25 protein-coding genes are annotated in these 26,631 nt (G+C 69.8%); 13 read left to right on the top strand and 12 right to left on the bottom strand.

Annotated elements, in window-relative coordinates; all coding sequences use genetic code 11:
* Positions 1-60: 60 nt before the first annotated feature.
* The 3 genes from ACFOWZ_RS22540 to ACFOWZ_RS22530 all read left to right on the top strand — a co-directional run bounded on the left by ACFOWZ_RS22540 (position 61) and on the right by ACFOWZ_RS22530 (position 2,435).
* Positions 61-795, top strand: coding sequence for a lysophospholipid acyltransferase family protein (locus ACFOWZ_RS22540; protein ID WP_382375842.1), 735 nt, complete (start codon positions 61-63; stop codon positions 793-795).
* Positions 796-817: 22 nt separating this feature from the next.
* Complete coding sequence (locus ACFOWZ_RS22535) at positions 818-1,330, top strand: polyadenylate-specific 3'-exoribonuclease AS (protein ID WP_382375514.1); 513 nt, start codon at positions 818-820, stop codon at positions 1,328-1,330.
* 76 nt (positions 1,331-1,406) lie between these two features.
* Positions 1,407-2,435, top strand: a complete 1,029-nt coding sequence (locus ACFOWZ_RS22530) for a 6-phosphofructokinase (RefSeq protein WP_382375512.1) — start codon at positions 1,407-1,409, stop codon at positions 2,433-2,435.
* Here ACFOWZ_RS22530 and ACFOWZ_RS22525 read toward each other — a convergent pair.
* The gene (locus tag ACFOWZ_RS22525) at positions 2,402-2,581 is read right to left on the bottom strand and encodes a hypothetical protein (RefSeq protein WP_382375510.1); all 180 of its coding nucleotides are present in this window, start codon (positions 2,579-2,581) and stop codon (positions 2,402-2,404) included. The genes ACFOWZ_RS22530 and ACFOWZ_RS22525 overlap by 34 nt on opposite strands.
* Positions 2,582-2,688: 107 nt before the next feature.
* Complete coding sequence (locus ACFOWZ_RS22520) at positions 2,689-3,696, bottom strand: DUF2891 domain-containing protein (protein ID WP_382375508.1); 1,008 nt, start codon at positions 3,694-3,696, stop codon at positions 2,689-2,691.
* Positions 3,697-3,853: 157 nt separating this feature from the next.
* On the opposite strand from ACFOWZ_RS22520, the gene ACFOWZ_RS22515 reads away from it, so the two are divergent.
* A complete protein-coding gene (locus ACFOWZ_RS22515) occupies positions 3,854-5,242 on the top strand; it encodes a class II 3-deoxy-7-phosphoheptulonate synthase (protein ID WP_030464990.1) in 1,389 nt (462 codons plus the stop codon).
* A gap of 71 nt (positions 5,243-5,313) precedes the next feature.
* Here the strand turns inward: ACFOWZ_RS22515 and pknB are convergent, their stop codons facing one another.
* Positions 5,314-7,338, bottom strand: a complete 2,025-nt coding sequence (pknB, locus tag ACFOWZ_RS22510; RefSeq protein ID WP_382375506.1) for a Stk1 family PASTA domain-containing Ser/Thr kinase — start codon at positions 7,336-7,338, stop codon at positions 5,314-5,316.
* A gap of 77 nt (positions 7,339-7,415) precedes the next feature.
* Between pknB and ACFOWZ_RS22505 the strand changes: the two genes are divergently transcribed.
* Both ACFOWZ_RS22505 and ACFOWZ_RS22500 read left to right on the top strand, forming a co-directional pair.
* Positions 7,416-7,781: an Rv2175c family DNA-binding protein gene (locus ACFOWZ_RS22505; protein WP_030464988.1), complete on the top strand. Its 366-nt coding sequence runs from the start codon at positions 7,416-7,418 to the stop codon at positions 7,779-7,781.
* A gap of 69 nt (positions 7,782-7,850) precedes the next feature.
* Positions 7,851-8,252 (top strand): hypothetical protein, encoded by a 402-nt coding sequence (locus ACFOWZ_RS22500; protein WP_382375504.1) that lies wholly within the window; start codon positions 7,851-7,853, stop codon positions 8,250-8,252.
* An 8-nt stretch (positions 8,253-8,260) separates the two neighbouring features.
* Here the strand turns inward: ACFOWZ_RS22500 and ACFOWZ_RS22495 are convergent, their stop codons facing one another.
* The 3 genes from ACFOWZ_RS22495 to ACFOWZ_RS22485 all read right to left on the bottom strand — a co-directional run bounded on the left by ACFOWZ_RS22495 (position 8,261) and on the right by ACFOWZ_RS22485 (position 11,877).
* Positions 8,261-9,121, bottom strand: coding sequence for a phytoene/squalene synthase family protein (locus tag ACFOWZ_RS22495; protein WP_382375502.1), 861 nt, complete (start codon positions 9,119-9,121; stop codon positions 8,261-8,263).
* Positions 9,122-9,132: 11 nt separating this feature from the next.
* Positions 9,133-10,581: a polyprenol phosphomannose-dependent alpha 1,6 mannosyltransferase MptB gene (gene mptB, locus ACFOWZ_RS22490; RefSeq protein ID WP_382375501.1), complete on the bottom strand. Its 1,449-nt coding sequence runs from the start codon at positions 10,579-10,581 to the stop codon at positions 9,133-9,135.
* Positions 10,582-10,773: 192 nt separating this feature from the next.
* Positions 10,774-11,877 (bottom strand): polyprenyl synthetase family protein, encoded by a 1,104-nt coding sequence (locus tag ACFOWZ_RS22485; RefSeq protein WP_382375840.1) that lies wholly within the window; start codon positions 11,875-11,877, stop codon positions 10,774-10,776.
* A gap of 68 nt (positions 11,878-11,945) precedes the next feature.
* Between ACFOWZ_RS22485 and metF the strand changes: the two genes are divergently transcribed.
* Positions 11,946-12,827, top strand: coding sequence for a methylenetetrahydrofolate reductase [NAD(P)H] (gene metF, locus ACFOWZ_RS22480; RefSeq protein WP_030464983.1), 882 nt, complete (start codon positions 11,946-11,948; stop codon positions 12,825-12,827).
* On the opposite strand, the gene ACFOWZ_RS22475 is transcribed toward metF, so the two are convergent.
* A complete protein-coding gene (locus ACFOWZ_RS22475) occupies positions 12,824-13,477 on the bottom strand; it encodes a DUF3153 domain-containing protein (RefSeq protein ID WP_081901814.1) in 654 nt (217 codons plus the stop codon). The two genes, metF and ACFOWZ_RS22475, sit on opposite strands and share 4 nt — an antisense overlap.
* A 108-nt stretch (positions 13,478-13,585) precedes the next feature.
* On the opposite strand from ACFOWZ_RS22475, the gene ACFOWZ_RS22470 reads away from it, so the two are divergent.
* Complete coding sequence (locus ACFOWZ_RS22470; protein WP_382375498.1) at positions 13,586-15,238, top strand: DUF885 domain-containing protein; 1,653 nt, start codon at positions 13,586-13,588, stop codon at positions 15,236-15,238.
* A 95-nt stretch (positions 15,239-15,333) separates the two neighbouring features.
* Here ACFOWZ_RS22470 and ACFOWZ_RS22465 read toward each other — a convergent pair whose 3' ends face one another.
* Positions 15,334-15,486, bottom strand: coding sequence for a hypothetical protein (locus tag ACFOWZ_RS22465; RefSeq protein ID WP_382375496.1), 153 nt, complete (start codon positions 15,484-15,486; stop codon positions 15,334-15,336).
* 123 nt (positions 15,487-15,609) lie between these two features.
* Positions 15,610-16,104, bottom strand: a complete 495-nt coding sequence (locus ACFOWZ_RS22460; RefSeq protein WP_382375494.1) for a VOC family protein — start codon at positions 16,102-16,104, stop codon at positions 15,610-15,612.
* Positions 16,105-16,128: 24 nt separating this feature from the next.
* On the opposite strand from ACFOWZ_RS22460, the gene ACFOWZ_RS22455 reads away from it, so the two are divergent.
* Complete coding sequence (locus tag ACFOWZ_RS22455; RefSeq protein WP_382375492.1) at positions 16,129-17,694, top strand: alkaline phosphatase D family protein; 1,566 nt, start codon at positions 16,129-16,131, stop codon at positions 17,692-17,694.
* Here ACFOWZ_RS22455 and ACFOWZ_RS22450 read toward each other — a convergent pair.
* Both ACFOWZ_RS22450 and ACFOWZ_RS22445 read right to left on the bottom strand, forming a co-directional pair.
* Positions 17,671-18,417 (bottom strand): maleylpyruvate isomerase N-terminal domain-containing protein, encoded by a 747-nt coding sequence (locus ACFOWZ_RS22450; RefSeq protein ID WP_382375490.1) that lies wholly within the window; start codon positions 18,415-18,417, stop codon positions 17,671-17,673. The two genes, ACFOWZ_RS22455 and ACFOWZ_RS22450, sit on opposite strands and share 24 nt — an antisense overlap.
* Positions 18,414-18,818 carry an SAV_6107 family HEPN domain-containing protein gene (locus tag ACFOWZ_RS22445; RefSeq protein WP_035908895.1) on the bottom strand — a complete coding sequence of 135 codons (405 nt, stop codon included), beginning with the start codon at positions 18,816-18,818 and terminating at the stop codon, positions 18,414-18,416. Before ACFOWZ_RS22445 ends, ACFOWZ_RS22450 begins: the two co-directional genes overlap by 4 nt.
* Before the next feature lie 203 nt (positions 18,819-19,021).
* On the opposite strand from ACFOWZ_RS22445, the gene ACFOWZ_RS22440 reads away from it, so the two are divergent.
* The 4 genes from ACFOWZ_RS22440 to ACFOWZ_RS22425 all read left to right on the top strand — a co-directional run bounded on the left by ACFOWZ_RS22440 (position 19,022) and on the right by ACFOWZ_RS22425 (position 21,790).
* Entirely contained in the window at positions 19,022-19,510 is a 489-nt protein-coding gene (locus tag ACFOWZ_RS22440; protein ID WP_382375486.1) for a YbaK/EbsC family protein, read from the top strand.
* A gap of 32 nt (positions 19,511-19,542) precedes the next feature.
* The gene (locus ACFOWZ_RS22435) at positions 19,543-20,067 is read left to right on the top strand and encodes a GNAT family N-acetyltransferase (RefSeq protein ID WP_382375838.1); all 525 of its coding nucleotides are present in this window, start codon (positions 19,543-19,545) and stop codon (positions 20,065-20,067) included.
* A 104-nt stretch (positions 20,068-20,171) separates the two neighbouring features.
* Positions 20,172-20,807: a GntR family transcriptional regulator gene (locus ACFOWZ_RS22430; protein ID WP_030464974.1), complete on the top strand. Its 636-nt coding sequence runs from the start codon at positions 20,172-20,174 to the stop codon at positions 20,805-20,807.
* Positions 20,804-21,790, top strand: a complete 987-nt coding sequence (locus ACFOWZ_RS22425) for a 1-aminocyclopropane-1-carboxylate deaminase (protein ID WP_382375483.1) — start codon at positions 20,804-20,806, stop codon at positions 21,788-21,790. The genes ACFOWZ_RS22430 and ACFOWZ_RS22425 overlap by 4 nt, the downstream gene beginning before the upstream one ends.
* Before the next feature lie 197 nt (positions 21,791-21,987).
* Here ACFOWZ_RS22425 and ACFOWZ_RS22420 read toward each other — a convergent pair whose 3' ends face one another.
* A complete protein-coding gene (locus tag ACFOWZ_RS22420; RefSeq protein WP_382375481.1) occupies positions 21,988-26,532 on the bottom strand; it encodes an ATP-dependent helicase in 4,545 nt (1,514 codons plus the stop codon).
* Between the last annotated feature and the right edge of the window lie 99 nt (positions 26,533-26,631).

Below are 26,631 nucleotides of genomic sequence, written 5' to 3'. Positions count from 1 at the left end.
TCGGCTCCGTAGGCTGGTTGCCGGGATCAAGGTTCGGTGTCTAGGGAGGCGCTTCCCGCTGTGCTGTACTGGATCATGAAGCACGTCCTCCTGGGACCGATTCTCCGGCTGTTCTTCCAGCCGAAGATCATCGAGGGCGCCGAGAACATCCCCAAGGAGGGCGGCGCGATCCTGGCGAGCAACCACCTCGCCGTCTCCGACTCGTTCTTCCTGCCGCTGATGCTGTCGCGGCGGGTCACCTTCCCCGCCAAGATCGAGTACTTCACCGGCACGGGGCTCAAGGGCAGGCTGCAGAAGTGGTTCTTCTCCGGCGTCGGCCAGGTGCCGATCGACCGGTCCAGCGCGTCTGCCGCGCAGGGTGCGCTCGACACCGGCGTGCGGATCGTGCGCGAGGGCAAGCTGCTCGGCATCTACCCGGAGGGCACGCGTTCGCCTGACGGCCGCCTGTACAAGGGCAAGGTCGGTGTCGCGTGGATCGCGCTGGAGTCCGGCGCGCCCGTGATCCCGGTGGCGATGTTCGGCACGGACAAGGCGAACCCCATCGGCTCGAAGATGTGGAAGCCGTACCCGATCCGCATCAAGATCGGCAAGCCGCTCGACTTCTCCCGCTACGAGGGCCTGTCCGGCGACAGGTTCGTGCTCCGGTCGATCACCGACGAGATCATGTACGCGTTGATGGAGCTGTCAGACCAGGAGTACGTCGACGTCTACGCGGCCAAGGCGAAGGAACAGCCCACGAGCGTGCCCGAGCAGGGCAAGGCCGCCGACCGGGTGCCCGAGACGAAGGCGGGCTGACCGCACCCCCTAGGGTGTCGCGGTGCGGTTCTTCTACGACTGTGAGTTCATCGAGGACGGGGTGACGATCGACCTCGTGTCGATCGGTGTGGTCGACGAGGAAGGCCGCGAGTTCTACGCCGTGTCCACCGAGTTCGATCCCGAGCGCGCGGGACCGTGGGTGCGGCAGAACGTCCTCAACCAGCTGCCCTCGCCGTCCGACAAGGCGTGGCGCAGCCGGGCGCGCATCCGCGAGGACCTGCTCGACTTCCTCGGCGCCCGCAACGCCGCCCGCGACGAGGTGGAGCTGTGGGCGTGGTTCGCCGCCTACGACCACGTCGCGCTGGCGCAGCTGTGGGGCGCGATGCCCGCGTTGCCGCGCGCCCTGCCGCGGTTCACCCGGGACCTGCGCCAACGCTGGGACGACGTCGGCCGCCCCAAGCTCCCGGCCCCGCCGGTAGACGCGCACGACGCCCTCGCCGACGCGCGCCACAACCTCGCGCGGTGGAAGGTGATCGAGGAACACCGCCGGAAAACCGGTTTTCCCGTCCGGTGAGTGAGACCCGCGTTGCTGCACCGATACAGCTCGTGAAAGTCTGAGTGACACAGAACACGAGAGATTGGGCAAGCAGATGCGCATCGGTGTGCTCACTGGCGGTGGTGACTGCCCCGGTCTGAACGCCGTGATCCGGGCCGTGGTCCGCAAGGGCATCAAGGCACACGGCTGGGAGATCGTCGGGTTCCGCAACGGGTGGCAGGGACCGATCGAGAACCTCACCAAGTCGATCGATCTCGCGGACGTCGAGGAGATCCTCACCCGCGGTGGCACGATCCTGGGCTCGTCGCGCACGAACCCGTACAAGGTCGACGGCGGTGTCGACCGCATCCGCGAGACGATCGCGGAGAACCAGATCGACGCCATCATCGCGATCGGCGGCGAGGACACCCTCGGTGTCGCCAAGCGACTCACCGATGACGGCATCGGTGTCGTGGGTGTGCCGAAGACGATCGACAACGACCTCGGCGCCACGGACTACACGTTCGGCTTCGACACGGCCGTGCACATCGCGACCGAGGCCATCGACCGCCTGCGCACCACGGCCGAGTCGCACCACCGTGCGCTCGTCGTCGAGGTCATGGGCCGGCACGCGGGCTGGATCGCGCTGCACTCCGGTCTCGCCGGTGGCGCGAACGTCATCCTCGTGCCCGAGCGTCCCTTCAGTGTCGACAAGGTCGTCGAGTGGGTCGAGCGCCGCTTCGAGAGCGAGTTCGCGCCGATCATCGTCGTCGCCGAGGGCGCGATGCCCGAGGGCGGCGCCGAGGTGCTGCACTCCGGCGAGCGCGACGCCTTCGGGCACGTGCGCCTCGGTGGCGTCGGCCAGTGGCTCGCGGAGGAGATCGCTGACCGGACGGGCAAGGAGTCCCGTGCGGCGATCCTCGGTCACATCCAGCGCGGTGGTACGCCGACCGCGTACGACCGCGTGCTCGCGACCCGCTTCGGCCTCCACGCCGTCGACGCCGTCGCCGATGGCGACTTCGGTGTGATGGTCGCGCTGCGCGGCACCGAGATCGTGCGGGTGAAGCTGTCCGAGGCGACGGCCGAGCTCAAGACGGTTCCGACCGAGCGTTACGAAGAGGCCGAGGTCTTCTTCGGCGCCTGATACATCGGATACTGGATATCGCCGAATGCCGGGTGTCGCACGGTCGACACCCGGCATTTTGCTTGTGCGCAGATCTTGAGTCCGCTGGCCGCCAGCAGGCTCTCCACGGCCGCTGCGGCGTCGTCAACGTCGCCGCGCACGACCACCGAGCCGCCTCGATCGCGCCGTGCAACATGCACCGATATATCAGTTATGCAAAAGACGTTTGCGGACGTCCGCAAACGTCTTTTGCATAAGGGTTGATCAGTGCAGGTCAGAAGGCTTTGACGTCGAGGTACGCGCCGAACGTGCCGAGCCAGTGGTCGGCCATGTACCCGTGCCCGCCGAACACGTACGTCCACCCGGCCTCGCGATGCGCCGCGGAAGCCGTCCGCGCCAGTCCGGTGTACCGGTGCCCCGCTGGGAGCGAGTCCGCGATCGCCTCCCAGTTCCAGGCACGCGACAACGCGAGCCCCGCCAGGTGTGAGCCGTAGGGGTCGCTCGGGTCGTCGACCGGAAACGGCTCGCGCAGCACGCGCCACCGTTCCGACTCGAGGTCCGGCAGGTACGCGTCGAGCCAGTCACCGAACTCCGCGGTGCCCAGCGCGCGCCGCATCAGGTCGGCCGTCGTCAGCGCCGGGGAGAGGAAGTCCGCGGCGTCCGGTTCGAAGCCGCCGTACGCGGCCTCGTCCCGGTGCCACCGCAGTGCCGCGGCGGCACAGGCCTCGACCAGTTCGGTGTCCCCGTTCGCCTGGGCCGCGTCGAACACCAGTCCGGTCGCGAACGCCGTGTTGCTGTGCGTGCCCGTCCGGATCGGCAGCCGCGCCGCCGAGATCCACTCCAGCCACCGGTCGCGCAGCACGTCCGCGATCGGTGCCACCGACCACGGCAGGCCCGAGCTCCTCAGTTCCGCGTCGAGCAGCAGCAGCCACGCCCACCCGTACGGCCGTTCCCAGTACCGCCCGGCGGGTGAGGCGAAGAAGGCGGCTTCGGTGGCGCAGTTGTCGTGCGTGATGAGCTTGTCCAGCGCGTCACGGGCCGCGTCGGCTCCCGAGAGCGCAGGCCGCAGCCGCAGCAGCCGCACGGCCAGCCACGTCTGGTGCACGCACGAGTGCCAGTCGAACGACCCGGCGAACACCGGGTGCAGCACCCGCTGGGGCACGAGCCGGTGATCGCCGTCGATCACGTGCGTCCAGTGCACCGGGTGGTCGCGTTGGATGTTGTCGATCGCGATGGCCAGCAGCCGGGTCGCGGTGCTGTCATCCAATCGGGTGGCGTTCATGGCCCACATCATGCAGGGCCGCGTCTCAATAGGGCAGAGGCGGATAGTTGACAAGTAACAGACTTCACGCGTGCCGGACTAGGCGCAGGCCAACGCCCCGTTAACAGCTGACAGGCCCGGCCGGGTCTCTCAGTGTGGAACAACTAAGCTGAGCAGCGTGAACTGGACCGTGGACGTGCCCATCGACACGCTTCCCGAGCTTCCGCCGCTGCCTCCCGAGATGCGCAAGCGCCTGGACGACGCCCTGTCGCGCCCGGCTGCCCAGCAGCCCGAATGGCCCGACGCCGAACAGGTGCGTCGCGTGCGGACCGTGCTCGAGAGCGTGCCGCCGATCACCGTGCCCGCCGAGATCGACCGGCTGCACACGCAACTGGCGCAGGTCGCGAACGGGCAGGCGTTTCTTCTGCAGGGCGGTGACTGCGCCGAGACGTTCGCGGACAACACCGAGCCGCACATCCGCGCGAACATCCGGACCCTGCTGCAAATGGCCGTGGTGCTGACCTACGGCGCGAGCCTGCCGGTGGTGAAGGTCGGCCGCATCGCCGGCCAGTACGCCAAGCCGCGTTCGTCGAACATCGACGCCCTCGGCCTGCCGTCCTACCGCGGCGACATCATCAACTCCCTGGTCGCCACGCCCGAGGCCAGGATCCCCGACCCCGGCCGCATGATCCGCGCCTACGCCAACGCCGGCGCGGCCATGAACCTGCTGCGGGCGCTCACCGGCGCGGGTCTCGCCGACCTGCACCGCGTGCACGACTGGAACAGGGACTTCGTGCGCACCTCGCCCGCCGGCGAGCGCTACGAGGCCCTGGCCGGCGAGATCGACCGCGGCCTGCGGTTCATGTCGGCGTGCGGCGTCAACGACCAGTCGCTGCACGGCACGGAGATCTTCGCCTCGCACGAGGCGCTGCTGCTGGACTACGAGCGCGCGCTGCTCCGCCTGGACACCACCGGTGACCAGCCGAAGCTGTACGACCTGTCGTCGCACTTCGTGTGGATCGGTGAGCGCACCCGTCAGCTCGACGGCGCGCACATCGCGTTCGCGGAGATGCTCGCGAACCCGATCGGCCTCAAGATCGGCCCGACGACGTCGCCGGAGATGGCCGTCGAGTACGTCGAGCGCCTCGACCCGCGCAACGAGCCGGGCCGTCTGACGCTCATCTCGCGCATGGGCAACCAGAAGGTGCGCGACGTGCTCCCCGCGATCGTCGAGAAGGTCGAGGCGAGCGGTCACAAGGTCATCTGGCAGTGCGACCCGATGCACGGCAACACGCACGAGTCGAGCACCGGCTACAAGACCCGGCACTTCGACCGGATCGTCGACGAGGTCCAGGGCTTCTTCGAGGTGCACCGGCGCCTGGGCACGCACCCCGGCGGCATCCACATCGAGCTCACGGGTGAGGACGTCACCGAGTGCCTCGGCGGCGCCCAGGAGATCTCCGACGACGACCTCGCCGGCCGCTACGAGACGGCGTGCGACCCGCGCCTGAACACGCAGCAGTCGCTCGAGCTCGCGTTCCTCGTCGCCGAGATGCTGCGGTCCTGACGGTTTCCTGAAGACGAGCTGAAGAACGAAGGGCCCCGCGTCGAGAACGCGGGGCCCTTCGCTTCACCTGGTCAGAGACCGACGATCGTGATCTCGGTACCGCGCTTCACTCGAGTGCGCGGCGGGATCGACTGGTTCACGACGGTCGCGTTGTTGCTCTTGTTGAACTCGACCTTCACCCTCAGGCCGGCCCGTTCGAGCTCCTCCTTGGCCTCGCGCACCTTCTGCCGGGTCACGTCGGGAACCTCGACCTCGCGGTTGTTCTGGAAGAACACGGTGACGCGCTTGTTGCCCGCCCCCTCCAGCACCGTGCCCGCGGGCGGATCCGTCCGCGCCACACGCGACTGGTCGTTCTCGGCGGCGTCGTCACCGGTGGCCTCGACCGGCTCCAGGCCGGCGCGCTGCAGCTCCGCGAACGCCTCGTCCTTCGTCTTGCCCGCGACGTTCGGCACCGGCGTGCGCGGCGACGGCCCCTTGCTGAGCACGAGGATCACCGGGCTGTCGATGTTGAGTGCCGTACCGGCGCGCGGTTCCAGAGCCACGACCTTGCCGATCGGCACCGTGTCGTGGAACGCGTCCTTCGAGGGGTCCTTGGCCGCCTTCAGGCCCGCTGCCTCGATGTCCTTGGTGGCGACGTCCACCTCGGTGCCGACGTTGACGAACGGCACCACCGGCTTGCCTCGCGAGACGACGAGTTTCACGGGCTCGCCCTTGCGCAGCTCGGAACCCTCACCGGGTTCGGTGCGCAGGACCTGACCGTTCGGCACGTCGTTCGACGGCACCTTCTCGTACAGCGTCGTGAGACCGGCGTTGCGCACCAGCTGCGCCGCGTTCTGCTCGGTCTGCCCGACCACCGCGGGCACCGCCGTCCAGCGGCCCGCGCCGAGGTACCAGGAGAACAGGCCGACGATCAACGCCAGCACCGCGACGACGGAACCCCAGATGATGAAGAGCTTCTTGCGGCGCTTGCGCTCCGCCTCGACCGGGTCGACCTTCGGCTTCCTCTGCGCCGGACGGCGTCGGGGCTGCTCCGGCCGTTGCATCGCCCGCGTGCCGGCGATGCCCGGCGGCGGCGTCGGCGGGCCGGTCTGCACCGTGGTCATGGCTCCCGACATCGGTGAGGACATCGGCGGCGGCACGACGGGCCTGGTCGCCTCCGCGACCGACGGGGGCGTGGCGCCGACCGACACGGGAACCGGCCGCATGACGACCGTCCTGTCGTTCTCGGGCGCCGAACCGGGAACGGGCACCGGCTGCGGCGTCAGCCCCAGCTCCGAGCCCACGCGCTCCAGCTCGATGAGGAACGCCTCGGCGTTCGCCGGCCGCAGCGACGGGTCGCGCCGCGTCGCCTTGCGCACCAGCGTGTCGAGCGCCAGCGGGATCTCCGGGATCGACGGGACGTCCGAGTTCACGTGCTGGTACGCCACGGAGATGGGCGTCTCGCCGCGATAGGGCGCCTGACCCGCCAGCATCTCGTAGAGCACGATCCCGGCCGAATAGACGTCACTGCGCGCGTCCGCCGCCCCTGTCTCCACCTGTTCGGGTGACAAGTAGGCGACGGTGCCCAGGATCTCGCTGTCGCTCGTGACGCCGTTCTCGGCGATCGCACGGGCGAGTCCGAAGTCCGCGACCTTCACCTGGCCACCGGGCCCGATCAGCACGTTCTCCGGCTTCACGTCGCGGTGCACCAGCCCGGCCCGGTGCGCGGCGCCCAACGCCGACAGCACTGGGCCGAGGACGCTCAACGCGACGGCAGGAGGGAGCTTGCCGCGCTGGTTCAGCAGGTCACGGAGGTTGCCGCCGTCGATCAGCTCCATCACCAGGTACACCTGGTCACCGTCGACGCCCTGGTCGTGCACGGACACCACGGCCGGGTGATGCAACTGCGCGGCCGCGCGTGCTTCCCGTTCGAAGCGCGCGACGAAAGCGGGGTCGGCGGTCAGGTGCGGATCCATCACCTTGACGGCCACATCGCGATCGAGGCGAGTGTCGCGACCTCGATAGACGGTGGACATGCCACCGCGCGCGAGCACAGCGTCCACCCGGTACCGCTGCTCGAGCAGTCCACCCATCACGTTCGAAACCGACCTCTCCACAGTGCGAGATGGTAAAGCTCAGGATGACCCGGTTGGCGGAAGGGCGTTCCCAGTTCGGTTATGGCATCGTGACCCCCGTGAGTGCGATTCCTGCCGCTGCGGATGTACTGGCTGCCGACCTGGAGGTTCTTCCTCTCCCGGAGGTGGCGGCCCGAATGGGACTGCCGGTCACCCGGGTCCACCAACTGCTGCGCGACGGGCAACTGCTCGCCGAGCGGCGGGACGGCGTTCTCGTCGTTCCCGAAGCGTTTCTCGCCGCCGGAGGTGTGGTGAAGGGTCTGCCCGGCACCATCACGGTGCTGCGCGACCAGGGCTTCTCCACGGACGAGATTCTGCGCTGGCTCTTCACGGAGGACGAGAGCCTCCCTGGCACTCCGATCGAAGCATTGCGCGGAGACCGTGGGCGTGAGGTAAAGCGACGCGCGCAAGCCATGGGCTTCTAGTTCACCCGATACAGCGGTTCCAGGCGTCTCCGCAGGCGAGAGACGCCTGGAACCCCTGAACTGGTGGGCATGATCATCAAGACTCTGCTCGCCGGCGTCACCGCCGTCGGGCTGCTCCTCTCGCCGGTCGCCGCCACTGCCGCGCCGGCCGTGCACGCCAAGCCGACGACGCTGGAGCTCGACGCGGGCGGCGCCAAGGTCAAGGTCAAGAAGGGCAACCAGCTCCAGATCAAGGGCAAGCTCGGCGCCCAGGGCGGCGAGCGTCAGCTCACGCTGGGTCTCGACGTGTTCGCCCAGGTCCGGGTGGGTGTCTCGACGTGGACGAACATCTACACCAGGTCGTGCGCCCCGAACTCGACGTTCACCGCGAAGCTGACCATCGACGCGTCCGCTGACCTGCGCCTGTACTTCCCGGGCACGAGCGTCTACGCCTCCGCGACGTCCAACATCGTCGGAGTTGTCGTGATCTAAGGCGGGGCTCATCTCGCCATCGCACGCGCGAGCAGTGCCCGGCCCGCGCCGGGCACTGCCACCGCGAGACGTCGTGAACCCGGCACCGCCACCCGCCGCCACAGCACCTCCGGACCGATGAGCCCGAGGATGTCGCGATACAGGGTGAACGCGGTCTGTACACAAGCCCTCGACGACGGCGACAGCATCGCAATCCCCGGCTCGGCTGACTGATATATCGCATACGAGTGCGCGACGAGGTCGTCGAGCGCCCTTTGCAACCGCACGTTTGCGCGCCGATGGTGACGACACCATTGCAAAAGGTCGAGGTCGACGCCGTGTGCGCCGAGGACGTCCTGCGGCAGGTAGACCCGGCCGCGGTCGAGGTCCTCGCCGACGTCGCGCAGGAAGTTCGTCAGCTGGAACGCCACCCCGAGCCGTGCCGCGTACGGTTCGGCCTCGTCGCGGGGGACGACGGTGCCGAGCACCGGCAGCATCTGCAGGCCGATGACCTCCGCCGAGCCGTGCATGTAGACGCCGAGCGCGTCGAGGTCGGCGTACTCGGTGACGTCGAGGTCCATCCGCATCGACGCGAGGAAGTCCGTGAACAGCGACCGGTCGATGTCGTAGCGCCGCATCGTGTCCGCCAGCGCGTGCAGGACCGGGTTCGACGGGGCCTTCTCGAGGAGCCGCTCCAGCCGGTCGAGCTCGCCCGCCCTGTCGGCGACCCCGGCCGCGTCGACGATCTCGTCGGCCCAGCGGGCGAACGCGTACAGCGCGTGCACCGCCGGCCGCTGCTCGGGGCGCAGCAGCGTCGTCGCCAGGAAGAACGTCTTGCCGTACCGGGCGTTCACCCGGCGGCAGATGGCATAGGCCTCGCCCAGTTTCACGGGGTCGAGCCTCACTCGTAGCGGCTGGACAGGCCGAACGGGTCCGGCTTCACCAGCGACCGCGCCGCGAGCGCCGACACCACCAGCGCGAAGAACAGGTAGCCCCACGAGTACAGCGCCGTGTCGCCGTTCGGGAACGTGACCAGCAGCAGGAACACCGACGCGACCGTCATCGCGACGAGCGCTCCCGTGCTCCACGCGAACCCGGCGGCGAGCGCCAGCGGCCAGCTGAAGTACCACGGCAGCGTCGCCGGGGACAGCAGCGCCACGGCCAGCATCGTCAGCGCGCCGCGCTTGATGGTGTCGCGCACCTCACCGTCGCGGGCCGCCCACCACTGCGTGTACGCGATCCAGATCAGCACCACCGAGCCGAGCGCCCGCGCGACGCCGATGAAGATGCCGCCGTCGACGTAGACGAACCAGTTCACGACCATGCGCACGAAGTCGCCGACCGCGCTCGGGATCGACAGCCAGTTGATGATCATCGACGAGCTGCGCAGCGCGGGGATCCAGCCGAGGGTCACCCCGGCGATCAGCGTGCACACGACGAACGTCCCGAGGAACGCCGCCAGGCCGGGCAGCAGCGCCTTGCGGAACTGGGTGCGCTTGTCGCCCTCGAGCCGGGCCGCCCAGATCCAGACGAGGAACGGCACGATCACGACCGCCGTCGCCTTCACCGAGAACGCCAGGGCGAGCAGCACGAAGCCGAGCACGTGCCTGTGGTCGAGGACGAGCAGCACACCGGCAGCCATCAGCCCGATCATCAGCAGGTCGTTGTGCGCTCCGCCGACCAGGTGGATCAGCAGCAGCGGGTTCGCCGCCACGAGCCACAGCGCGACCGCGGACTTGCCGCCCAGGTGCCGGCTGAGACCTGGCAGCGCCCAGCACAGCAGCACCAGCCCGCCCGCGAGCGAGAGCCGCATGGCGACGACGCCGAGGATGACGCTCGCGTCCGTCGCCCACACGATCGCCTTGGCGATGAGGATGAAGAGCGGTCCGTACGGCGCGGGCGTGTGCTGCCAGACCCAGCTGACGTTCTCGCTGAGCGTGCTCTGCAGCACGGCGGGCCCGACCGTGTAGGGGTCGTAGCCGCTCAGTGCGAGCTGGCCCTGCGCCAGGTAGCTGTAGATGTCCTTGCTGAACAACGGCGGCGCGAAGAGCAGTGGCAACGTCCACACCGTCACCGCGACCAGCACCGCGAAGTCGCCGATCTCACCCCACCGCACGAGCCTGCCCAGGCGCACCCACGCCCAGATCACGAGGCCCAGGCCGAGGTACAGGACCATGCTCGCGAGGTCGCGGCCGTGGCCGTAGCGCAGCCAGCTCAGGCCGACCTGGATGAGCAACGGGTCGCGCTCGAGGATCGCGCCCGCCCCCATGCCGCCGAGCGCGACCAGTGCGACGCCGAGAAGGCCGAGCATGGTCGTGCGGATGGGGATGGCGTAGGTGTTCGTGCGCACGACTGGTTGAAGCTCCTGTGGAGTGACCTCGGAGCTCGTGCGGGGGAGGGACGGAGTTGCTGCCATCGCCCGAACATCGTTGCACAAGGCGCGGAAGCGTCAGCAGGCAACGGCCCCACTGGTCACGAGGAGTTAATCAACTCTCAGAAACTGTGCCGCCGGCCCTGGGACATCCCTGGGTCATGATCGACTTCAGAAGGTCCGCTTCGTGGAGGTGATCGCGAGGTCGGCCAGCTTGGTGGCGGCCGGCTCGGCCACTGGGGCCGCGTCGAGGGCGGCCAGCGCGCTCTTCGTCAGCTCCTCGATGCGCTCCTCGACGGCGTCGACGGCGCCGACCTTCACGAGCGTGCGGCGGACCTCCTCGACCGTGTCGAGGTCGAGGTCCGGCTTGCCGAGAGCGATATCCAATATATCGGCGCCGAACTGCATGCCGAGTGCCACGAGCAGCGTGCGCTTGCCCTCGGCGAGGTCGTCGCCCGCGGGCTTGCCGGTGACCTCGGGGTCGCCGAACACGCCGAGCAGGTCGTCGCGCAGCTGGAACGCGACGCCGATGTCGGCGCCGAACGCCCGCAGCCCGTCGATCAGCTCGGGCGAGCCGCCCGCCATCGCCGCACCCATGTGCAACGGCCGTTCGACTGTGTACGCGGCGGTCTTGAGCCGGTCGATCCGCAGCGCAGCGTCCGGGGAGGAGTCACCCCTCGCCTGCGTCAGCACGTCGAGGTACTGGCCCGCCAGCATCTCGGTGCGCATGTCCCGCCACGGCTCGCTCATCCGGCGCAGCACCTCGGACGGCAGCCCGGCGGCGAAGAGCATGTCGTCCGCCCACGCCAGCGCGATGTCGCCGATCAGGACGGCCGCCGACATGCCGAACCGCTCCGACGAACCGAGCCAGCCCTGCTCGCGGTGCCGCGCACCGAACGCGATGTGCACGGTCGGCTTGCCCCGGCGCACCGAGGAGGCGTCCATCAGGTCGTCGTGGATGAGCGCGCACGCCTGGATCAGCTCCAGCGAGCTGACTGCCGTGAGCACCTCGTCCGCGAGCTCGCCGTCGGGATCACCGCCCGCGGCGCGCCAGCCCCACCACGCGTAGGTCGGGCGGACGCGCTTGCCACCGCCCAGCACGAAACCGGAGAGCGCGTCCACCGCGCTCGCGAAGCTCGGGTCCATCGCCTCGCCGGACGCGCGCCGGGAGGCCAGGTACGTGGTCAACGCTTCTTCGACGTGCTGGGGCAGGGCAACATCGATGGGGTGGTGGGACACACCCCCATGGTCCGCTGTGTCCCGGACCACCCGCATGGCGGGGCCCGCGTACCACATCGTGAACGGAGGTCTCACCTACCGGAAATACCACTAGGGTTGGTCGCATGACGTCGGTGGTCGAGCGGCTCCAAGGGGAGTCACCCAAGTTCTCGGTGGAGTTCCTGCCACCGCGGGACGCCGAGGACGAGAAGATCCTCTGGAAGGCGGTCCGCGAACTGGAGGGCCTCGACCCGGCGTTCGTGTCGATCACCTACGGCGCCGGCGGGTCGCGGCGGGACCGCACGATCCGCGCCACCGGCCGCATCGCGCAGGAGACGACGCTGCTGCCGGTCGCGCACCTCACCGCCGTCGACCACTCGGTGGCCGAGCTGCGCAACGTGATCGGCTGGTACGCGGCGATCGGCGTGCGCAACGTCCTCGCGCTGCGCGGCGACCCTCCCGGCGACCCGATGGGCGAGTGGGTCGCGCACCCGGAAGGCCTCAACTACGCCGACGAGCTGGTGCGGCTGGTCCGCGAGCTCGGTGACTTCTGCGTGGGCGTGGCGGCGTTCCCGTACGGGCACCCGCGGTCGGGCGATCTCGACACCGACCTGAAGTTCCTGCTGCGCAAGCTCAACGCCGGTGCCGACTACGCGGTGGCGCAGCTGTTCCACGAGCCGGAGCCGTTCCTGCGGATGCGCGACCGGGTGGCGGCCGCGGGCTGCTCCGCGGCGATCCTGCCGGGGATCATGCCGATGCTGTCCCCGCGCGGCCTGTCCAAGATCGTGGAGTTGTCCGGCGCCGACCTGCCGGTGGAGATATCGCGCAGGCTGGAGCCGTACGCCGACGACGTCGCGGGGTTCCGCGCGACCGGCATCGACATCGCGACCGAGATGTGCCAGCGGTTGCTCGACGAGGGCGTGCCCGCGCTGCACTTCTACACGATGAACAGGGCGAAGGCGACGCGGGAAGTACTGGGGCGCCTGGGTTTGGTGGCTCGCGCCTAGACGTTCACGTTCCGCTTGTGGGCGATGAGCGCGAGGACGACCACGATCAGCGCGGCACCGCCGGTGAGCCCGGCGACGAGCAGCGCCCAGCCCAGGAACGAACTGGAGTTCTCGCCCGCGTACTGCACGGTGGCCTGGAGCATCGACGCCTGACCGGGTTTCGGAGACCACGCGATGGTGTTGTTCTCCTCCTCGCGGCCGTTGGTGTTCACGATCTTGCCGGGGAAGCTCACCTTCACCTGGATGTCCGCGCGTTCCACGGGCACCTGCGTCAGGTCGACCGACCCCGAGAGCGTGACAAGATCACCCGACCGGCGGAAGTTCATGCTGTACCGGCTGTTCGACGAGCTCGTCGCCATCGAGAGCGTGCGCATCTCGTCAAACGACAGACCGTTGAAGAACAACTGCGTGCCCGCGTACGACTCCACGCGGTACGGCTTGGTGGTGACACGGCTCGCGAGCTCCGCCGGAACCTTGAGCTGGGGGCCGGGATCGTTGTCCTGCGTGGGCGGCGTGGCCGCGACGATCTCACCCGAGATGCGGTCGTCGTCCGACACGGCCATGGCCGCGTACACGCGAACGCACCCGCTCAGCGAAAACAGGGTGAGCAGCAGGAAGACCGGCACCAGCAGTGCCCGGGATCGACGCACGGCGGACATCCTGCCAGCACGACCCAAACGACGCAGTTCCCCTCCGTTGGTCGTGAGCTTGACTAACTACCTTTTGGCGTCGAGGGGCGCGAGGTAGCGTCTCGGCACATGCCATCCGTGCACGACATCAGCAACAAGTTCGTCAGCGACTACGTGGCGCTGGACCCGATCACCGCCACCAGCCTGGGCTTCGCGGGGTCCGATGACCAGCTGACGGACCTCTCGCCGGAAGGGCACGCGGCGCGCGACGAACTCGCCGTCCGTGCGCTCGCCGACATCGCGGCGGCCCACCCGGCGGATGCCTCGGAAGAAGCGGCACGAGCCGTTTTCCTGGAACGAACGGGTCTCGAGCACGAGCTCTACGAGGCCGGCGTCACCGAGTCCTCGCTCAACGTCATCGCGAGCCCGATCCAGTCGGTGCGCGACATCTTCGACCAGATGCCGGCCGACACGCCTGAACAGTGGGCCACGATCGGACGTCGTCTCTCGGCCGTGCCCGCCGCTCTGGACGGACTGCGCGCCTCTCTCTCGCACGCCGCTTCCCGCGGACAGGTCTCGGCGCTGCGCCAGGTGACCAAGGTGGCCGAGCAGTGCGACGTGTGGGCGTCGACGTTCTTCACCTCGTTCGTCGCGTCGGCCGATGTCGACGGCTCGGTGCGGTCGACGCTCGACGCCGGTGCCGCCGCCGCTTCGTCCGCCTACGCCGACTTCGCTTCGTTCCTGCGCACGTCACTGGCCCCGAAGGCGCCGGAGAAGGACGCCGTCGGCGAGGAGCGGTACCGCCTGGGTTCGCGCTACTTCACCGGGTCGCGGCTCGACCTGGCCGAGGCCTACGCGTGGGGCTGGGAGGAGTTCCTCGGCATCGAGGCCGAGATGAAGGAGGTCGCGGCGCGGCTGAAGCCCGGCGCGTCCCTGGCGGAGACCGCGGCGTACCTCGACGAGCACCCGCGCTACCAGGTCCACGGCCAGGACGGCCTGCGGGCGTGGATGCAGGAACTGTCCGACAAGGCCCTGCTCGACCTGCGCGACGTGCACTTCGACCTGCCCGACGCGCTGATGAACCTCGAGTGCAGGATCGCACCGCCCGGCGGCGGTGTCGGCGCCTACTACACGCCGCCGACGGCCGACTTCTCCCGTCCCGGCCGCATGTGGTGGTCGATCGCCGAGGGCAAGACGGTGTTCCCGACGTGGCGCGAGACGTCGACCGTCTACCACGAGGGAGTGCCGGGCCATCACCTCCAGTGCGCGACGGCGGTGTATCAGTCGGCGACGCTGAACGACTTCCAGCGCCTCATGTGCTGGGTGTCGGGCCACGGCGAGGGCTGGGCGCTCTACTCGGAACGTCTCATGCGCGAACTCGGCTACCTCGACGACGACGGCGACCTGCTCGGCATGCTGGACGCGCACCTGTTCCGCGCGGCCCGAGTGATCATCGACATCGGCATGCACCTGGAGCTCGAGATCCCCGCCGGCACCGGTTTCCACCCCGGTGAGCGATGGACCCCCGAGCTGGGCCTGGAGTTCATGCTGACCCGGACGCTGTCGGAGCCCGCCCACGTCCGCGACGAGATCGACCGCTACCTCGGCTGGCCGGGCCAGGCACCGGCGTACAAGATCGGCGAGCGCCTGTGGCTGGCCGCCCGTGAGGACGCACGGGCCCGCAAGGGCGCCGACTTCGACCTCAAGCGGTTCCACAAGGACGCCCTCGAAATGGGCTCGATGGGTCTCGACACGCTGCGGGACCGTCTCGCCGCACTCTGACGCAACGCTCTGACCTGCGATAACCCGCCCTCATGCAAAAGACGTTTGCGGTCGTCCGCAAACGTCTTTTGCATAAGCGATATATCGGATATTGGTTAGAGGGTGCGGTGCCCAGAATCCCAGGTGGAGCGTTGCCCCAGGGCCAAGACGTCCGTCCACGTCGCGATGCCGAACAGCCAGGCCGGCAGCGCTACTACGAGGACCGGCCACTTGGTGTTCTCCGGCAGGAAGTAAGCGGAGAAGAGCATGCGACGGCCAGACCGAAGTAGATGACGGTGATCGCGCCCCACTTCAACGAAGACGTCACCCTCCACCGCACCGGCGACGACCCGTTACAGGTGAGGATCTTCGGACGACTGATATATCGGATATCAGCTCGGGTCGGCCCACCGCACGCGCACGCGGTTCGTGATCGGCTCCGGGTCGTCCGTCTGCACGAACTCGAGCCACGGTCCCGGCTCCGGCCGCACCGACGCGAACCCGTCGCCGCTGCGCACCACCGGGTGCCCGGTCGCCTGAGCCGACGCCAGCGGATCACGGGAGTCGACGACCACGGCGGCGATCGCGCCGGTGTACTCGGGCCGCGGTTCCAGGACGCAGAACTCGTTGCCCTGCGGATCGCGCAGCACCACCCACGGCACGTCTCGCTGCCCGACGTCGGCGTGCTCGGCGCCGAGCTTCAGCGCCCTCGCCACGATGTCCGCCTGGTGTTCCGGTGACGTCGACGCCAGGTCGATGTGCACCCGGTTCTTCTCGATCTTCGGGGCGTCGCTCCACACGAACGTCAGCTCGATCTCGTCACCGGCGAACTCGGACCAGAACGCGGCCAGGGCGGAGGGATCGGCTGCGTCGAACGTGATTTCCACGCGTGCGAGGGTACTGTCTCGCGGGTGGCGAAGCTGGTGCTCGGACCGCTCCTCAGACATGTCAACGACTCGTCGGCGACCGTGTGGGTCGAGACGGACGCCCCGTGCGACGTCACGATCGCCGGGCACACAGCGCGAACGTTCCAGGTCGGCGCCCAGCACTTCGCGCTCGTCCTGCTGGAGAACCTCGGTTCCCGCACCGAGTACGACGTCCGGCTGGACGGGGAGACCGTCTGGCCGCGACCAGGCAGCGACTTCCCCAAGCCGGTCATCCGCACCGGCGACGTGCGCCGGATCGCGTTCGGGTCCTGCCGCGCCGCACCTCACCAGCCCGTTGGCCCCGACGCTCTCGACGCGTTCGCCCAACGGCTCATGAGCACACCCGAACAGGAATGGCCGCAGGCGCTGATCCTGTTGGGAGACCAGGTCTACGCCGACGAACCCACCGAGGCCACCAAGCAGTGGCTGTCAGATCACCGGCACGGCACCGGGGAACCCGACGGCGAGGTCGTGCACTTCGCCGAGTACGCCCGCCTCTACCACGAGACCTGGGGGGACCCGGAGATCCGCTGGCTGCTGTCGGTCGTGCCCACGTCGATGATCTTCGACGACCACGACGTGCGCGATGACTGGAACACGTCCGCCGTGTGGCGCAAGGAGATGGCGGGCAAACCCTGGTGGCGCGACAGGATCCGCGGCGCCATCTCCTCGTACTGGGTGTACCAGCACCTCGGCAACCTCGGACCGGACGAGCTCGCCAAGGATCCCTTGTACGCCAAGGTGAAGACACATGGCGCGGACGTGCTGCCGCTGCTGGAGGAGTTCGCCGAGGAGGCGGACAAGGAGGCGGCGGGCCGCAAGTCGACGTGGTGGAGCTACCGCCGCGACTTCGGGCGCGCCCGGCTGCTGATGGTCGACACGCGCAGCGGCCGCATCCTCGAGGACGACAAGCGGCAGATGGTCAGCGACGAGGAGTTCGACTGGATCGAGCGCAACTCCGAAGGGGACTTCGACCACCTGCTGATCGGCTCGTCGCTGCCATGGCTGATGCCGCACGCGCTCAGCCACTTCCAGTCCCTCAACGAGATCGGCGCGCGCAAGCCCGGCTGGCAGGGCCGGGCCGCAGAGAAGATCAGGCAGGCGCTCGACCTCGAGCACTGGCCGGCGTTCCGCGAGTCGTTCGACCGGCTCTCCCGCATGATCGAGAAGGCCGCGAACAACGGCTCCGCCACGGTGTGCGTGCTCTCCGGCGACGTCCACCACAGTTACGTCGCCGAGGCCGAGTTCCCCAATCCCACCAAGGCCTTGGTGACGCAGCTGGTGTGCTCGCCCGTGCACAACGAGCCGCCCAAGGTGTTCGAGCCGGCGTTCCGGCTGTCGTGGTCCCGCGCCGCCGCGTGGGTCTTCCGCCGCCTCGCGACGCTGGCAGGGGTGCCGGACGACCTGATGCGCTGGCGCAAGACCAGCGGCCCGCACTTCGGGAACTCCGTGGCGTTGCTGGACCTCGACGGCCGCCGCGCCCGCTACCGCCTGTTGTCGGCGACAGGCGCGGAAACCGCCTCGGTGCTACTTGGTCGCGAGCCGCAGTAACGCCCACAGCTGCGCGATGGCGTCGTGATCGCCGACCACCTCGACCATCCGGTCGGGCAGCCGTCCCCACAACCAGCGGTACATGGTCATCGGACCGGCGGTCACCTGCGCGTCGGCGACGTGGGCGTCCTCCGGGTCGACGACGCGCCACGCCGACGCCCCGCGCGGGCCGCAACGCGTGAGCCACACGTGGTCCTCGACCTGGACGGCGACGAAGCTCTCGCGCGAACCCCGGACCCCGAGCACGTCCAGCTTGTGCCCCAGCCACAATGCGAGCACCTCGTCGACGCCGTCGATCGCGACCTCGTCGGCGACCGTGCCGACCTCGATGCCCGCCGCGCCCTGGACGTCCATGCGGTGCACCGTGGTCTCGTGCGCGAGCCGCCGCCGCCAGAACCCGTAGTTCTGCTGGTCGGGCCACCACGTCGCGCACGGTTCGTTCTCGTCGTGCGCGCTGAGCACCTCGAGTGCGGCCTCCGCGCCCGAGCGCATGAACTCCAGCGGGTCTTCTCCCTCTACCGGGTGGTCCTGCCATTCCCCGGCCTGGGGTTCGCGGCCGAGCCTGATCCACTCCAGCGCCCTGCGGTAGCCGCTGCCGACGTGCCGCACGGTCTCCCCGAGGTTGAGCCCCGGACAGGCGGGCACGCCCTTGTGCAGCGGCTGACCGAACGCGGACATGGCGAGCTTTTCCGCCTCACGACGCAGGATGTCGAGCGAGTTCACCGCCTCGCCTCATCCATCGTGCGGCCGACGAGCGTGACGAACTGATCGGTCTGACGCACCAGATCGTCTGCCGTGCGCGCGTTGACGTGTCTGGTGATGCCGGCGAGCACGGCGGCGCGCGTGGACGACCACGACGCGAAGAACGTGGCCCACTCGCTCATCTCCGGCGCGATCGAAGCGAGCAGCACCCAGGCGCTGGTCGGTTTCGAACGTCCGCGATGGGGCCGTCCGCGCAACGCGAGCACCGCGGCGGCAGCACGCAACGCGGCGAGGTAGGCGGTGGCGAACCGCTCCGGCGGCTCCGGCGTGCGTTCGGACTCGGCGAGCGAGTCGCGAGCCTGCTGCAGCAGCGCGAGCGCGGATGCGGGTGGCAACGGGATGGGGAAGTCGATGGCAGTCATCTCGGCCTCCTCGTGGCGTCGGTGAACGACGTCTCCGCCGAGGGGAAGCCGGCGGCTCTCGGAGGTGGGGTGCTTCCCCCACCCCACCTCCGAGGCATGGTGCGACTCGAACACATGTTCGAGTCACTCTCAGCGTAGCTCCCTGCCGATGGATTCCTCAACCCGCCCCACCACGTGGGCGCCAGTCGTGGTCTGATGGTGATGTGAGTGCGCTCGAACACCCCGGAATCCGCAAAGTCGCGGACGCCCTGCCACCCGCCACTGCCGAACGCATCGTCGTGCTGCCGGACGCCGTGCGGACCGCGGCGGCCGCTGCGGAAGCCGTGGGAGTGCAGGTCGGCGCGATCGCGAACAGCCTGCTCTTCGCGGCGGTGCGCGACGGTGTGGCGGCGCCGCTGCTGGTGCTGACCTCGGGTGCGCACCGGGCGGACACGTCACTGGTCGCCGAGCTCGTGGGCGCGGACGCGGTGAAGCGCGCCGACCCTGAGTTCGTCCGCGAGCACACGGGCCAGGTGATCGGCGGTGTGTCGCCGGTCGGGCACCCCGCGCCGATCGAGACCGTGGTGGACGAGGCGCTGTCCGGCTACCCGGAGATCTGGGCGGCCGCGGGACATCCGCACGCCGTGTACCCCACGACCTTCGCGGACCTGGTGGCACTGACGGGCGGACGCGTGGCGGTGGTGTCGTCGTGACCGCCTCGCCGCGCCTGGAGCGCATCGTCGAGATGTCCGCCGCGGAGCTCAACGTGCGACTGGGCGAGGCGCTCGCGCTGTACGTGACCGCGATGAACTACCCGCCCGGCACCGTCGAGCAGCGCGCCCCGATGTGGCTCGCGCACATGATGCGCGAGGACTGGCGTTGCGTGGTCGCACTGGGAGAGCAGGATGAGCTCGTCGGCATCGGCTACGGCTACCGCGGCGCCGCCGGTCAGTGGTGGCACGAGCAGGTGCGGCGCGGGCTGATGGCCGTCGCGCCGCCCACCGTCGTCGAGGACTGGCTCACCGACTACTTCGAGCTCACCGAACTGCACGTGTTGCCGCGAGCCCAAGGCCGCGGCCTCGGTGAGGACCTCTTGCGCCGGCTGATGGAAGGCGTGTCGTCGTCGCGCGTGCTGCTGTCCACGCCCGAAGGCCCCAGCAAGGCGTGGAAGCTGTACCGCCGCGTCGGCTTCGTCGACGTGCTGCGGCACTACCAGTTCACCGGCGATCCGCGGCCGTTCGCCGTGCTCGGCCGCACGCTCCCCGTCTGACGCCCAGAACCTCTAACACTCAGAACCCTCTTCGACTCCCAGGTCGCGACGCGGCCTGGGAGTCCTTGTTGCGCTCGTCGGAGTCCGGCCCTACCCTCGCCAATATGCAATATATTGGATATGGGTCACTGAAGGAGCGGGCGGCGGCCGAGATCCGATCGGCGATCGTGCGCGGCGACCTGGAGCCGGGCACCGCCATCAAGGACGTCGAACTGGCCGAGAAGCTCGGTCTGTCCCGCACCCCGGTGCGCGAGGCGCTCGCGACGCTGACCGACGAGGGCCTCGTCGAGACCAAGCCGCACGCCTACACCCGTGTCACCGCGCTGGAGTCGGAGCCCGTGCGCGACGCTCTCGTCGTCGTGCAGTCGATGCACTCCCTCGCCACCGGCACGGTCGTCCAGCGGAAGTCGTTGACGGCCGAGGACTTCGCCGCGATGCGCGCCGCGAACAAAGCCTTCAAGAAGGCGCTCGACGCCAACGACGCCGAAGCCGCGCTGGCCGCCGACGACGAGTTCCACGCGGTCGCCGTCCACCGCTGCGACAACTTCGCGATCACCGCCACCATCGACCGCTTCACCCCGCTGATCCGCAGGGCGGAGCACAGCCGCTTCTCCTCGCCCAATGCCCGCCACTCCGTCACCCAGCACCAGCAGATCATCGAGGCGTGCGAGCAGGGTGACCACGCTCTGGCCATGACGTTGGTCGACGAGAACTGGAGCACCCTGGAGGACGAACTGTGAACAGATTCCCGCTTCTCTTCGGCCCCTCGCCGGTCCACCGCCTGGACCGCCTGACGACCCACCTCGGCGGCGCCGCGGTCTGGGCGAAGCGCGAGGACTGCAACTCCGGTCTCGCCTACGGCGGCAACAAGACCCGCAAGCTCGAGTACCTCGTCGCCGACGCGCTGGCCACCGGCTGCGACACGCTGGTGTCGATCGGCGGCATCCAGTCCAACCACACCCGCCAGGTCGCGGCGGCCGCGGCACGTGCGGGCCTGAAAGCCGTGCTGGTGCAGGAGAGCTGGGTCGACTGGACCGACGTCGGCAGCGACCGGGTCGGCAACATCCTGCTCAGCCGCATGATGGGAGCCGACGTCCGCCTGGTGAACGCCGAGTTCGGCATCGGCGTCAAACCCGCCTGGGAACAGGCGATCGAGGAGGTCCGCGCCGGCGGCGGCAAGCCCTACCCGATCCCCGCCGGCGCTTCCGACCACCCGCTGGGCGGCATGGGCTTCGCGACGTGGGCCGACGAGGTCCGCCAGCAGGAGGCCCAGCTCGGCGTCTTCTTCGACACCATCATCGTCTGCTCGGTCACCGGCAGCACCCAGGCGGGCATGGTCGCCGGTTTCGCAGGCGACCCCAACCGCCGCGTGCTCGGCATCGACGCCTCGGCCAAGCCCGCCGAGACCCGCGACCAGATCACCCGCATCGCGCACAACACGGCGAAGCTGCGCGAGGTCACGGTGTCCGAAGAGGACATCCTCCTCGACGACCGCTTCCACGCCGGCACCTACGGCATCGCCGACGAGTCCACGGTGGACGCCATGCGTCTCGGCGCCAGTCTCGAAGGCATGATCACCGACCCGGTCTACGAGGGGAAGTCCCTCGCAGGCCTCATCCACCTGGTGTCGTCCGGCGAGATCGACCGCGACTCCACGGTCCTCTACGCCCACCTCGGTGGCCAGCCCGCGCTGAACGCCTACAGCTCCCTGTTTCCCGCCTAGCCTCGGCGACCCAGGCCGAGGCGGTCGACCTGCTGCCCGTCGAGTGACTGGAGTTCGGCGGCGGGCTGGTAGAGCGTGCGTGCTCAGGCCGGATACCCGGCACGGCACAGGGCCGTCGTTGCGGGGTGCGCTTCAGCGGTCGGCCAAGGCACTCGCGTCCGTGCAGGTGGCGGCGAGGCCGTGGACAGGTTCGGGGATCAGGCCCGCAGGCGCAGACCCTTTGGCGTGGCGCGGAATCCCGCTTCCTGGAGCACTGTCGCGAGGTGTGAGGTCAGCGCGACCTCGCCGTCGGCTCGCTGGACCGCGAGCTGGCCCAGCCAGCCGTCGCGGACTGCGCGGCTCAGGGCGTTCGCGGCGGTGCGCAGGGTCGGGTCGGCGTCGGTGAACGACAGCAGCGATTTGCCTCCTCTCTCCACGTAGAGCGCCGGGACGCCGTCGACCAGCACCGCCAGCGCGCCGGCTTTGCGGGCCGGGCGGTGTTTGCCCTCACCCAACGGGTCCGGCCACGCCAGCGCGGCTCCGTACGGCTGGGCGGGATCGGCGGCGGCGAGGACCACGGCGTCCTGGTCGGACTGCGAGGGCTGACCGGGTGGGCGCGACAACGCCCGCAGGCGGTCCACCGCACCCCGTGCCGCGAACTGGGCGGCACCCAGGCCCTCGACGACGTAGCCGCGGATGACCTGGCCCGACTCCTCCATCGCCCGCAACACCTTGTAGACGCCGCTGAACCCGCCGGTCACGCGTTCGGTGTCGAGAGCGCCTCGGGTCAGCACGCCGTGGCGTTCCAGGAAGGCTTCGGCGCGGGCGTGCGCGCGGCGGGTCGGGTCCTCCGCCGGGCGCACCGCCAGCGACCAGCGACCCGCCGCGGTCGGCGGGCCCGTGCGGGAAGGCATGTCCGGACGAGCCGCGCGCAGACGGGCGTAACGGCCCCGTGGCGCACTGCGGCGAGGTTTGTGCGCCGCACCGCCGCCGGACACCAGCGCGCGCAACGGCCCCAACGTGTCGTTCGTGATCAGACCCGCCCACACCAGATCCCACAGCGTGCCGACCACCTCGGCGTCCGTGCACTCCACGGACAGCGAGACCCGGTCGACCACCTGGCGGAAGAACAGCGCCCCGCCGGACAGGGCCTCCAGGACCGCGGTGTGCAGCGGTGACTCCGGGATCGACTCCGGCACCAGGTCGGGCAGCAGCAGATCGGCCACGTCGGTCGGGGCGAGCGCGATCCAGCCGTCGCCGCCGGCCAGCGCGCCGCATCCCGTCCAGGTCACCTCGCCGGACGCGGTCAGCTCGTCCAGCAGCGCCGGGTAGTACCCCGGCAGCCTCGACGGGAACAGCAGGGATTCGAGCGCACTGGCCGGAAGTGGTGCCCCCGCGAGCTGTTCCACCACCGAGAACACGTCGTCGACCGTGGGAGCCGACCGCAGCCGGCGGCCCAGCCCGTGCCATTGCGGCAGGAAACGACCCAGCGCCGCGGGTTCGACCGGCTCCACCTCGGACCGCAGCCGGGCCAGCGACGCCCGGCGCAGGCGGCGCAGCACGTCCGCGTCGCAGTACTCGGTGTGCGTGCCACCGGGACGGAGCTCGCCGCGTACCAGACGACCTGTGGCGGCCATGCGTTCCAGGACACCCGTCACCACGGCCACGCCCAGGCCGAAGCGGGCCGACGGCTCGGAAGCGGCGAACGGGCCGTGGGTGCGGGCGTAGCGGCTCAGCAGGTCACCCAGCGGATCCGCCACCGGTTCGGTGAAAGCCTCCGGCACGCCCACGGGGAGGGCGACACCGAGCGCGTCACGGACCCGGCCCGCGTCCTCGATCGCGATCGTGCGTTCCTCACCGGCGATCCGGACGCGGATCGCCCGGCGCTGAGCCACCAGCTCGTCCAGCCACTCGCGAGGCACGCCGCGTTCGAGCGCCTCCGCGTCGGAGAGATCTCCCAGGAACCGCAACAGGTCCGCGGTGTCCTCGGCGTGCCGCGGCCGGCGGTCCTCCGACAGGCGTTGCAGGCTGCGTTCGACCTCGGCCACGACCTCCGGGTCGAGCAGTTCGCGGATCGCCTCGGACCCGAGCAGCTCCGCGAGCAGCGTCGAGTCCAGCGACAGCGCGGCCGCACGGCGTTCCGCCAGGGGAGCGTCCAGCTCGTAGAGGAACATGCCCACGTACCCGAAGAGCAGGCTGCGGGCGAACGGCGACGGCGACGGCGTCTCCACCTCGACCACGCGGACCCGGCGCGCGCGGACGTCCGACATCAGCTCGCGCAGGCCCGGCACGTCGTAGACGTCCTGCAGGCACTCGCGCATCGCTTCCAGCACCACCGGGAAGCGCTCGTACTTCGAGGCCACCGACAGCAGCTGCGCCGAGCGTTGCCGCTGCTGCCACAACGGCGTGCGCCGTTTCGGATCACGGCGGGGGAGCAGCAGCGAACGGGCGGCGCACTCGCGGAACCGGGCCGCGAACAACGCCGAGCCACCCACCTCGGCCACCACGATCTGCTCGACCTCGTCGGGATCGAGCAGCACGTCCTCGGCGCCGGCCGTCACCTCCAGACCCTCGTGGTCCAGCGCGTCCGGCAGCCGCAGGACGATGCCGTCGTCGGAGTGCGCCGCCTGCACCTCCACGCCACGGCGTTCCCGCAGCCGTGCGGCGATCGCCAACGCCCACGGCGCGTTGACCTGGGCACCGAACGGGGAGTGCACGACGAGCCGCCAGTCGCCGAGCTCGTCGCGGAACCGTTCCACCAGAACGGTTCTGTCGTTCGGGACGTGCCGCGTCGCCTCCCGCTGCTCGCCCAGGTACGCGAGCAGGTTGTCCGTCGCCCACTCGTCCAGCCCCGCCGACGCCGCCCGTTCCCGAGCAGCGGAATCCTCCATAGTGGACACTTCGCGCAGGAACTTGCCCATCGCACGGCCGAGTTCGAGCGGACGGCCCGGCGCGTCGCCCTTCCAGAACGGCATCCGCGCGGGCTGACCCGGCGCCGGCACCACGATCACTCGATCGTGCGTGATGTCCTCGACCCGCCACGACGAGGTGCCCAGCAGGAACGTGTCGCCGACCCGCGACTCGTACACCATCTCCTCGTCGAGCTCGCCGACCCGGGAACCGGGGCCGTTCTCCGACGGCGGTGTCATCACGGCGAACAACCCCCGGTCGGGGATCGTGCCGCCGGACGTGACCGCCAGCCGTTGCGACCCCGGACGGCCGCGCAGCTCGGAGTTCACCCGGTCCCACGTGATCCGCGGCCGCAGCTCGCCGAACTCCTCCGACGGGTACCGGCCCGACAACATGTCCAGCACCGCGTGCAGCGCCGAGTCCGGCAGGCCCGCGAACGGCGCCGCCCGCCGCACCAGCGCCGTCAGCTCCTCGACCGTCCACGTCTCCATCGCCACCATCGCGACGACGTGCTGAGCCAGCACGTCCAGCGGGTTGCGCGGGAACCTCACGGCCTCGATCGCGCCGTTCTGCATCCGTTCCGCGACCACCGCGCACGACACCAGATCGCCGCGGAACTTCGGGAACATCACGCCCCGCGACACCGCGCCCACCTGGTGCCCGGCGCGGCCGACGCGCTGCAGGCCCGAGGCGACCGACGGCGGCGCCTCCACCTGCACCACCAGGTCGACCGAGCCCATGTCGATGCCGAGCTCCAACGACGATGTCGCCACCACGCACGGCAGCCGCCCGGACTTCAGGTCTTCCTCCACCGCCGTGCGTTGCTCCCGCGACATCGACCCGTGGTGCGCACGGGCCACGGAGGCGGACTTCTGAACCGTGAGACCCGACTGACCGATCGCCTCGGCCGGGAAGGACTCCAGTTCCACAGCTTCTTCCGCGAGCTCGTTCAGGCGCGCGGTCAGCCGTTCCGCGAGCCGCCGCGAGTTCGCGAAGACGATCGTCGACCGGTGCGCTCTCACGAGCTCCAGCACCCGTGCCTCGACCGACGGCCAGATCGAGGTGCGTTGCTCGGCTCCAGCAGCCGAACCCGACACCTCACCCGTCGGCTGGCCGAGCAGCGCCATGTCCTCGACCGGCACCTCCACCTCGACCTGGATGGTCTTGGGGGTCTTCGGCTGCACCACCGACACCGGGCGGCCGCCGGAGAGGAACGTGCTGATCTCCTCGACCGGCCGCACCGTCGCCGACAGCCCGATCCGCTGCGCCGGCCGTTCCAGCAGCGCGTCCAGCCGTTCGAGCGACAACGCCATGTGCGCGCCGCGCTTGGTGCCCGCCACCGCGTGCACCTCGTCGACGATCACCGTCTCCACGCCGCGCAACGACTCGCGCGCCGACGACGTGAGCAGCAGGAACAACGACTCCGGTGTCGTCACCAGCACGTCGGGAGGTGTGCGGCCGAACGCCCGCCGCTCCTCGGGAGAGGTGTCGCCGGTGCGCATGCCGACGGTGATCGACGGCTCGGTGAGACCCAGCCGGTGTGCCGCCTGCCGAATTCCTGCGAGCGGCGCGCGAAGATTTCGTTCGACGTCCACCGCCAGCGCTTTCAACGGCGAGACGTAAAGCACTCTGCACCGTCGTTTCGGCTCTGACGGCACCGGAGAAGAAGCCAGCCGGTCGAGCGCCCACAGGAACGCGGCCAGCGTCTTGCCCGAGCCCGTCGGGGCGATGACCAGCGCGTGTTCGCCCGCCGCCGCGGCCGCCCACGCACCTGTCTGCGCCTGGGTGGGCGCGGCGAAGGCCCCGGCGAACCACTGCTTGGTCGCCGGTGAGAATGCCTTCATCACGTCCATGGCGACCATCATGACAAGCGGGTCTGACAATTTCTGATTGCGCAGGTCCGAGCACCCGCCGAAGCCCGCTGTGGCACGATCACCCGAGTACGTCCTGCG

This window comes from Lentzea rhizosphaerae (genome assembly GCF_042649515.1).
Taxonomy (GTDB): Bacteria; Actinomycetota; Actinomycetes; order Mycobacteriales; family Pseudonocardiaceae; genus Lentzea; species Lentzea aerocolonigenes.
Note: the sequence above shows the minus strand (reverse complement) of the source record. Positions and strands in the feature narration are given on the sequence as shown.

Coding starts and splice junctions, on each gene's coding strand:
- ACFOWZ_RS22530 (WP_382375512.1), top strand. CDS start 1,407: ATGCGCATCGGTGTGCTCACTGGCGGTGGTGACTGCCCCGGTCTGAAC.
- ACFOWZ_RS22520 (WP_382375508.1), bottom strand. CDS start 3,696: ATGAACGCCACCCGATTGGATGACAGCACCGCGACCCGGCTGCTGGCC.
- ACFOWZ_RS22500 (WP_382375504.1), top strand. CDS start 7,851: ATGATCATCAAGACTCTGCTCGCCGGCGTCACCGCCGTCGGGCTGCTC.
- ACFOWZ_RS22485 (WP_382375840.1), bottom strand. CDS start 11,877: ATGCGGGTGGTCCGGGACACAGCGGACCATGGGGGTGTGTCCCACCAC.
- metF (WP_030464983.1), top strand. CDS start 11,946: ATGACGTCGGTGGTCGAGCGGCTCCAAGGGGAGTCACCCAAGTTCTCG.
- ACFOWZ_RS22470 (WP_382375498.1), top strand. CDS start 13,586: ATGCCATCCGTGCACGACATCAGCAACAAGTTCGTCAGCGACTACGTG.
- ACFOWZ_RS22465 (WP_382375496.1), bottom strand. CDS start 15,486: ATGCTCTTCTCCGCTTACTTCCTGCCGGAGAACACCAAGTGGCCGGTC.
- ACFOWZ_RS22445 (WP_035908895.1), bottom strand. CDS start 18,818: ATGACTGCCATCGACTTCCCCATCCCGTTGCCACCCGCATCCGCGCTC.
- ACFOWZ_RS22435 (WP_382375838.1), top strand. CDS start 19,543: ATGTCCGCCGCGGAGCTCAACGTGCGACTGGGCGAGGCGCTCGCGCTG.
- ACFOWZ_RS22430 (WP_030464974.1), top strand. CDS start 20,172: ATGCAATATATTGGATATGGGTCACTGAAGGAGCGGGCGGCGGCCGAG.
- ACFOWZ_RS22420 (WP_382375481.1), bottom strand. CDS start 26,532: ATGGACGTGATGAAGGCATTCTCACCGGCGACCAAGCAGTGGTTCGCC.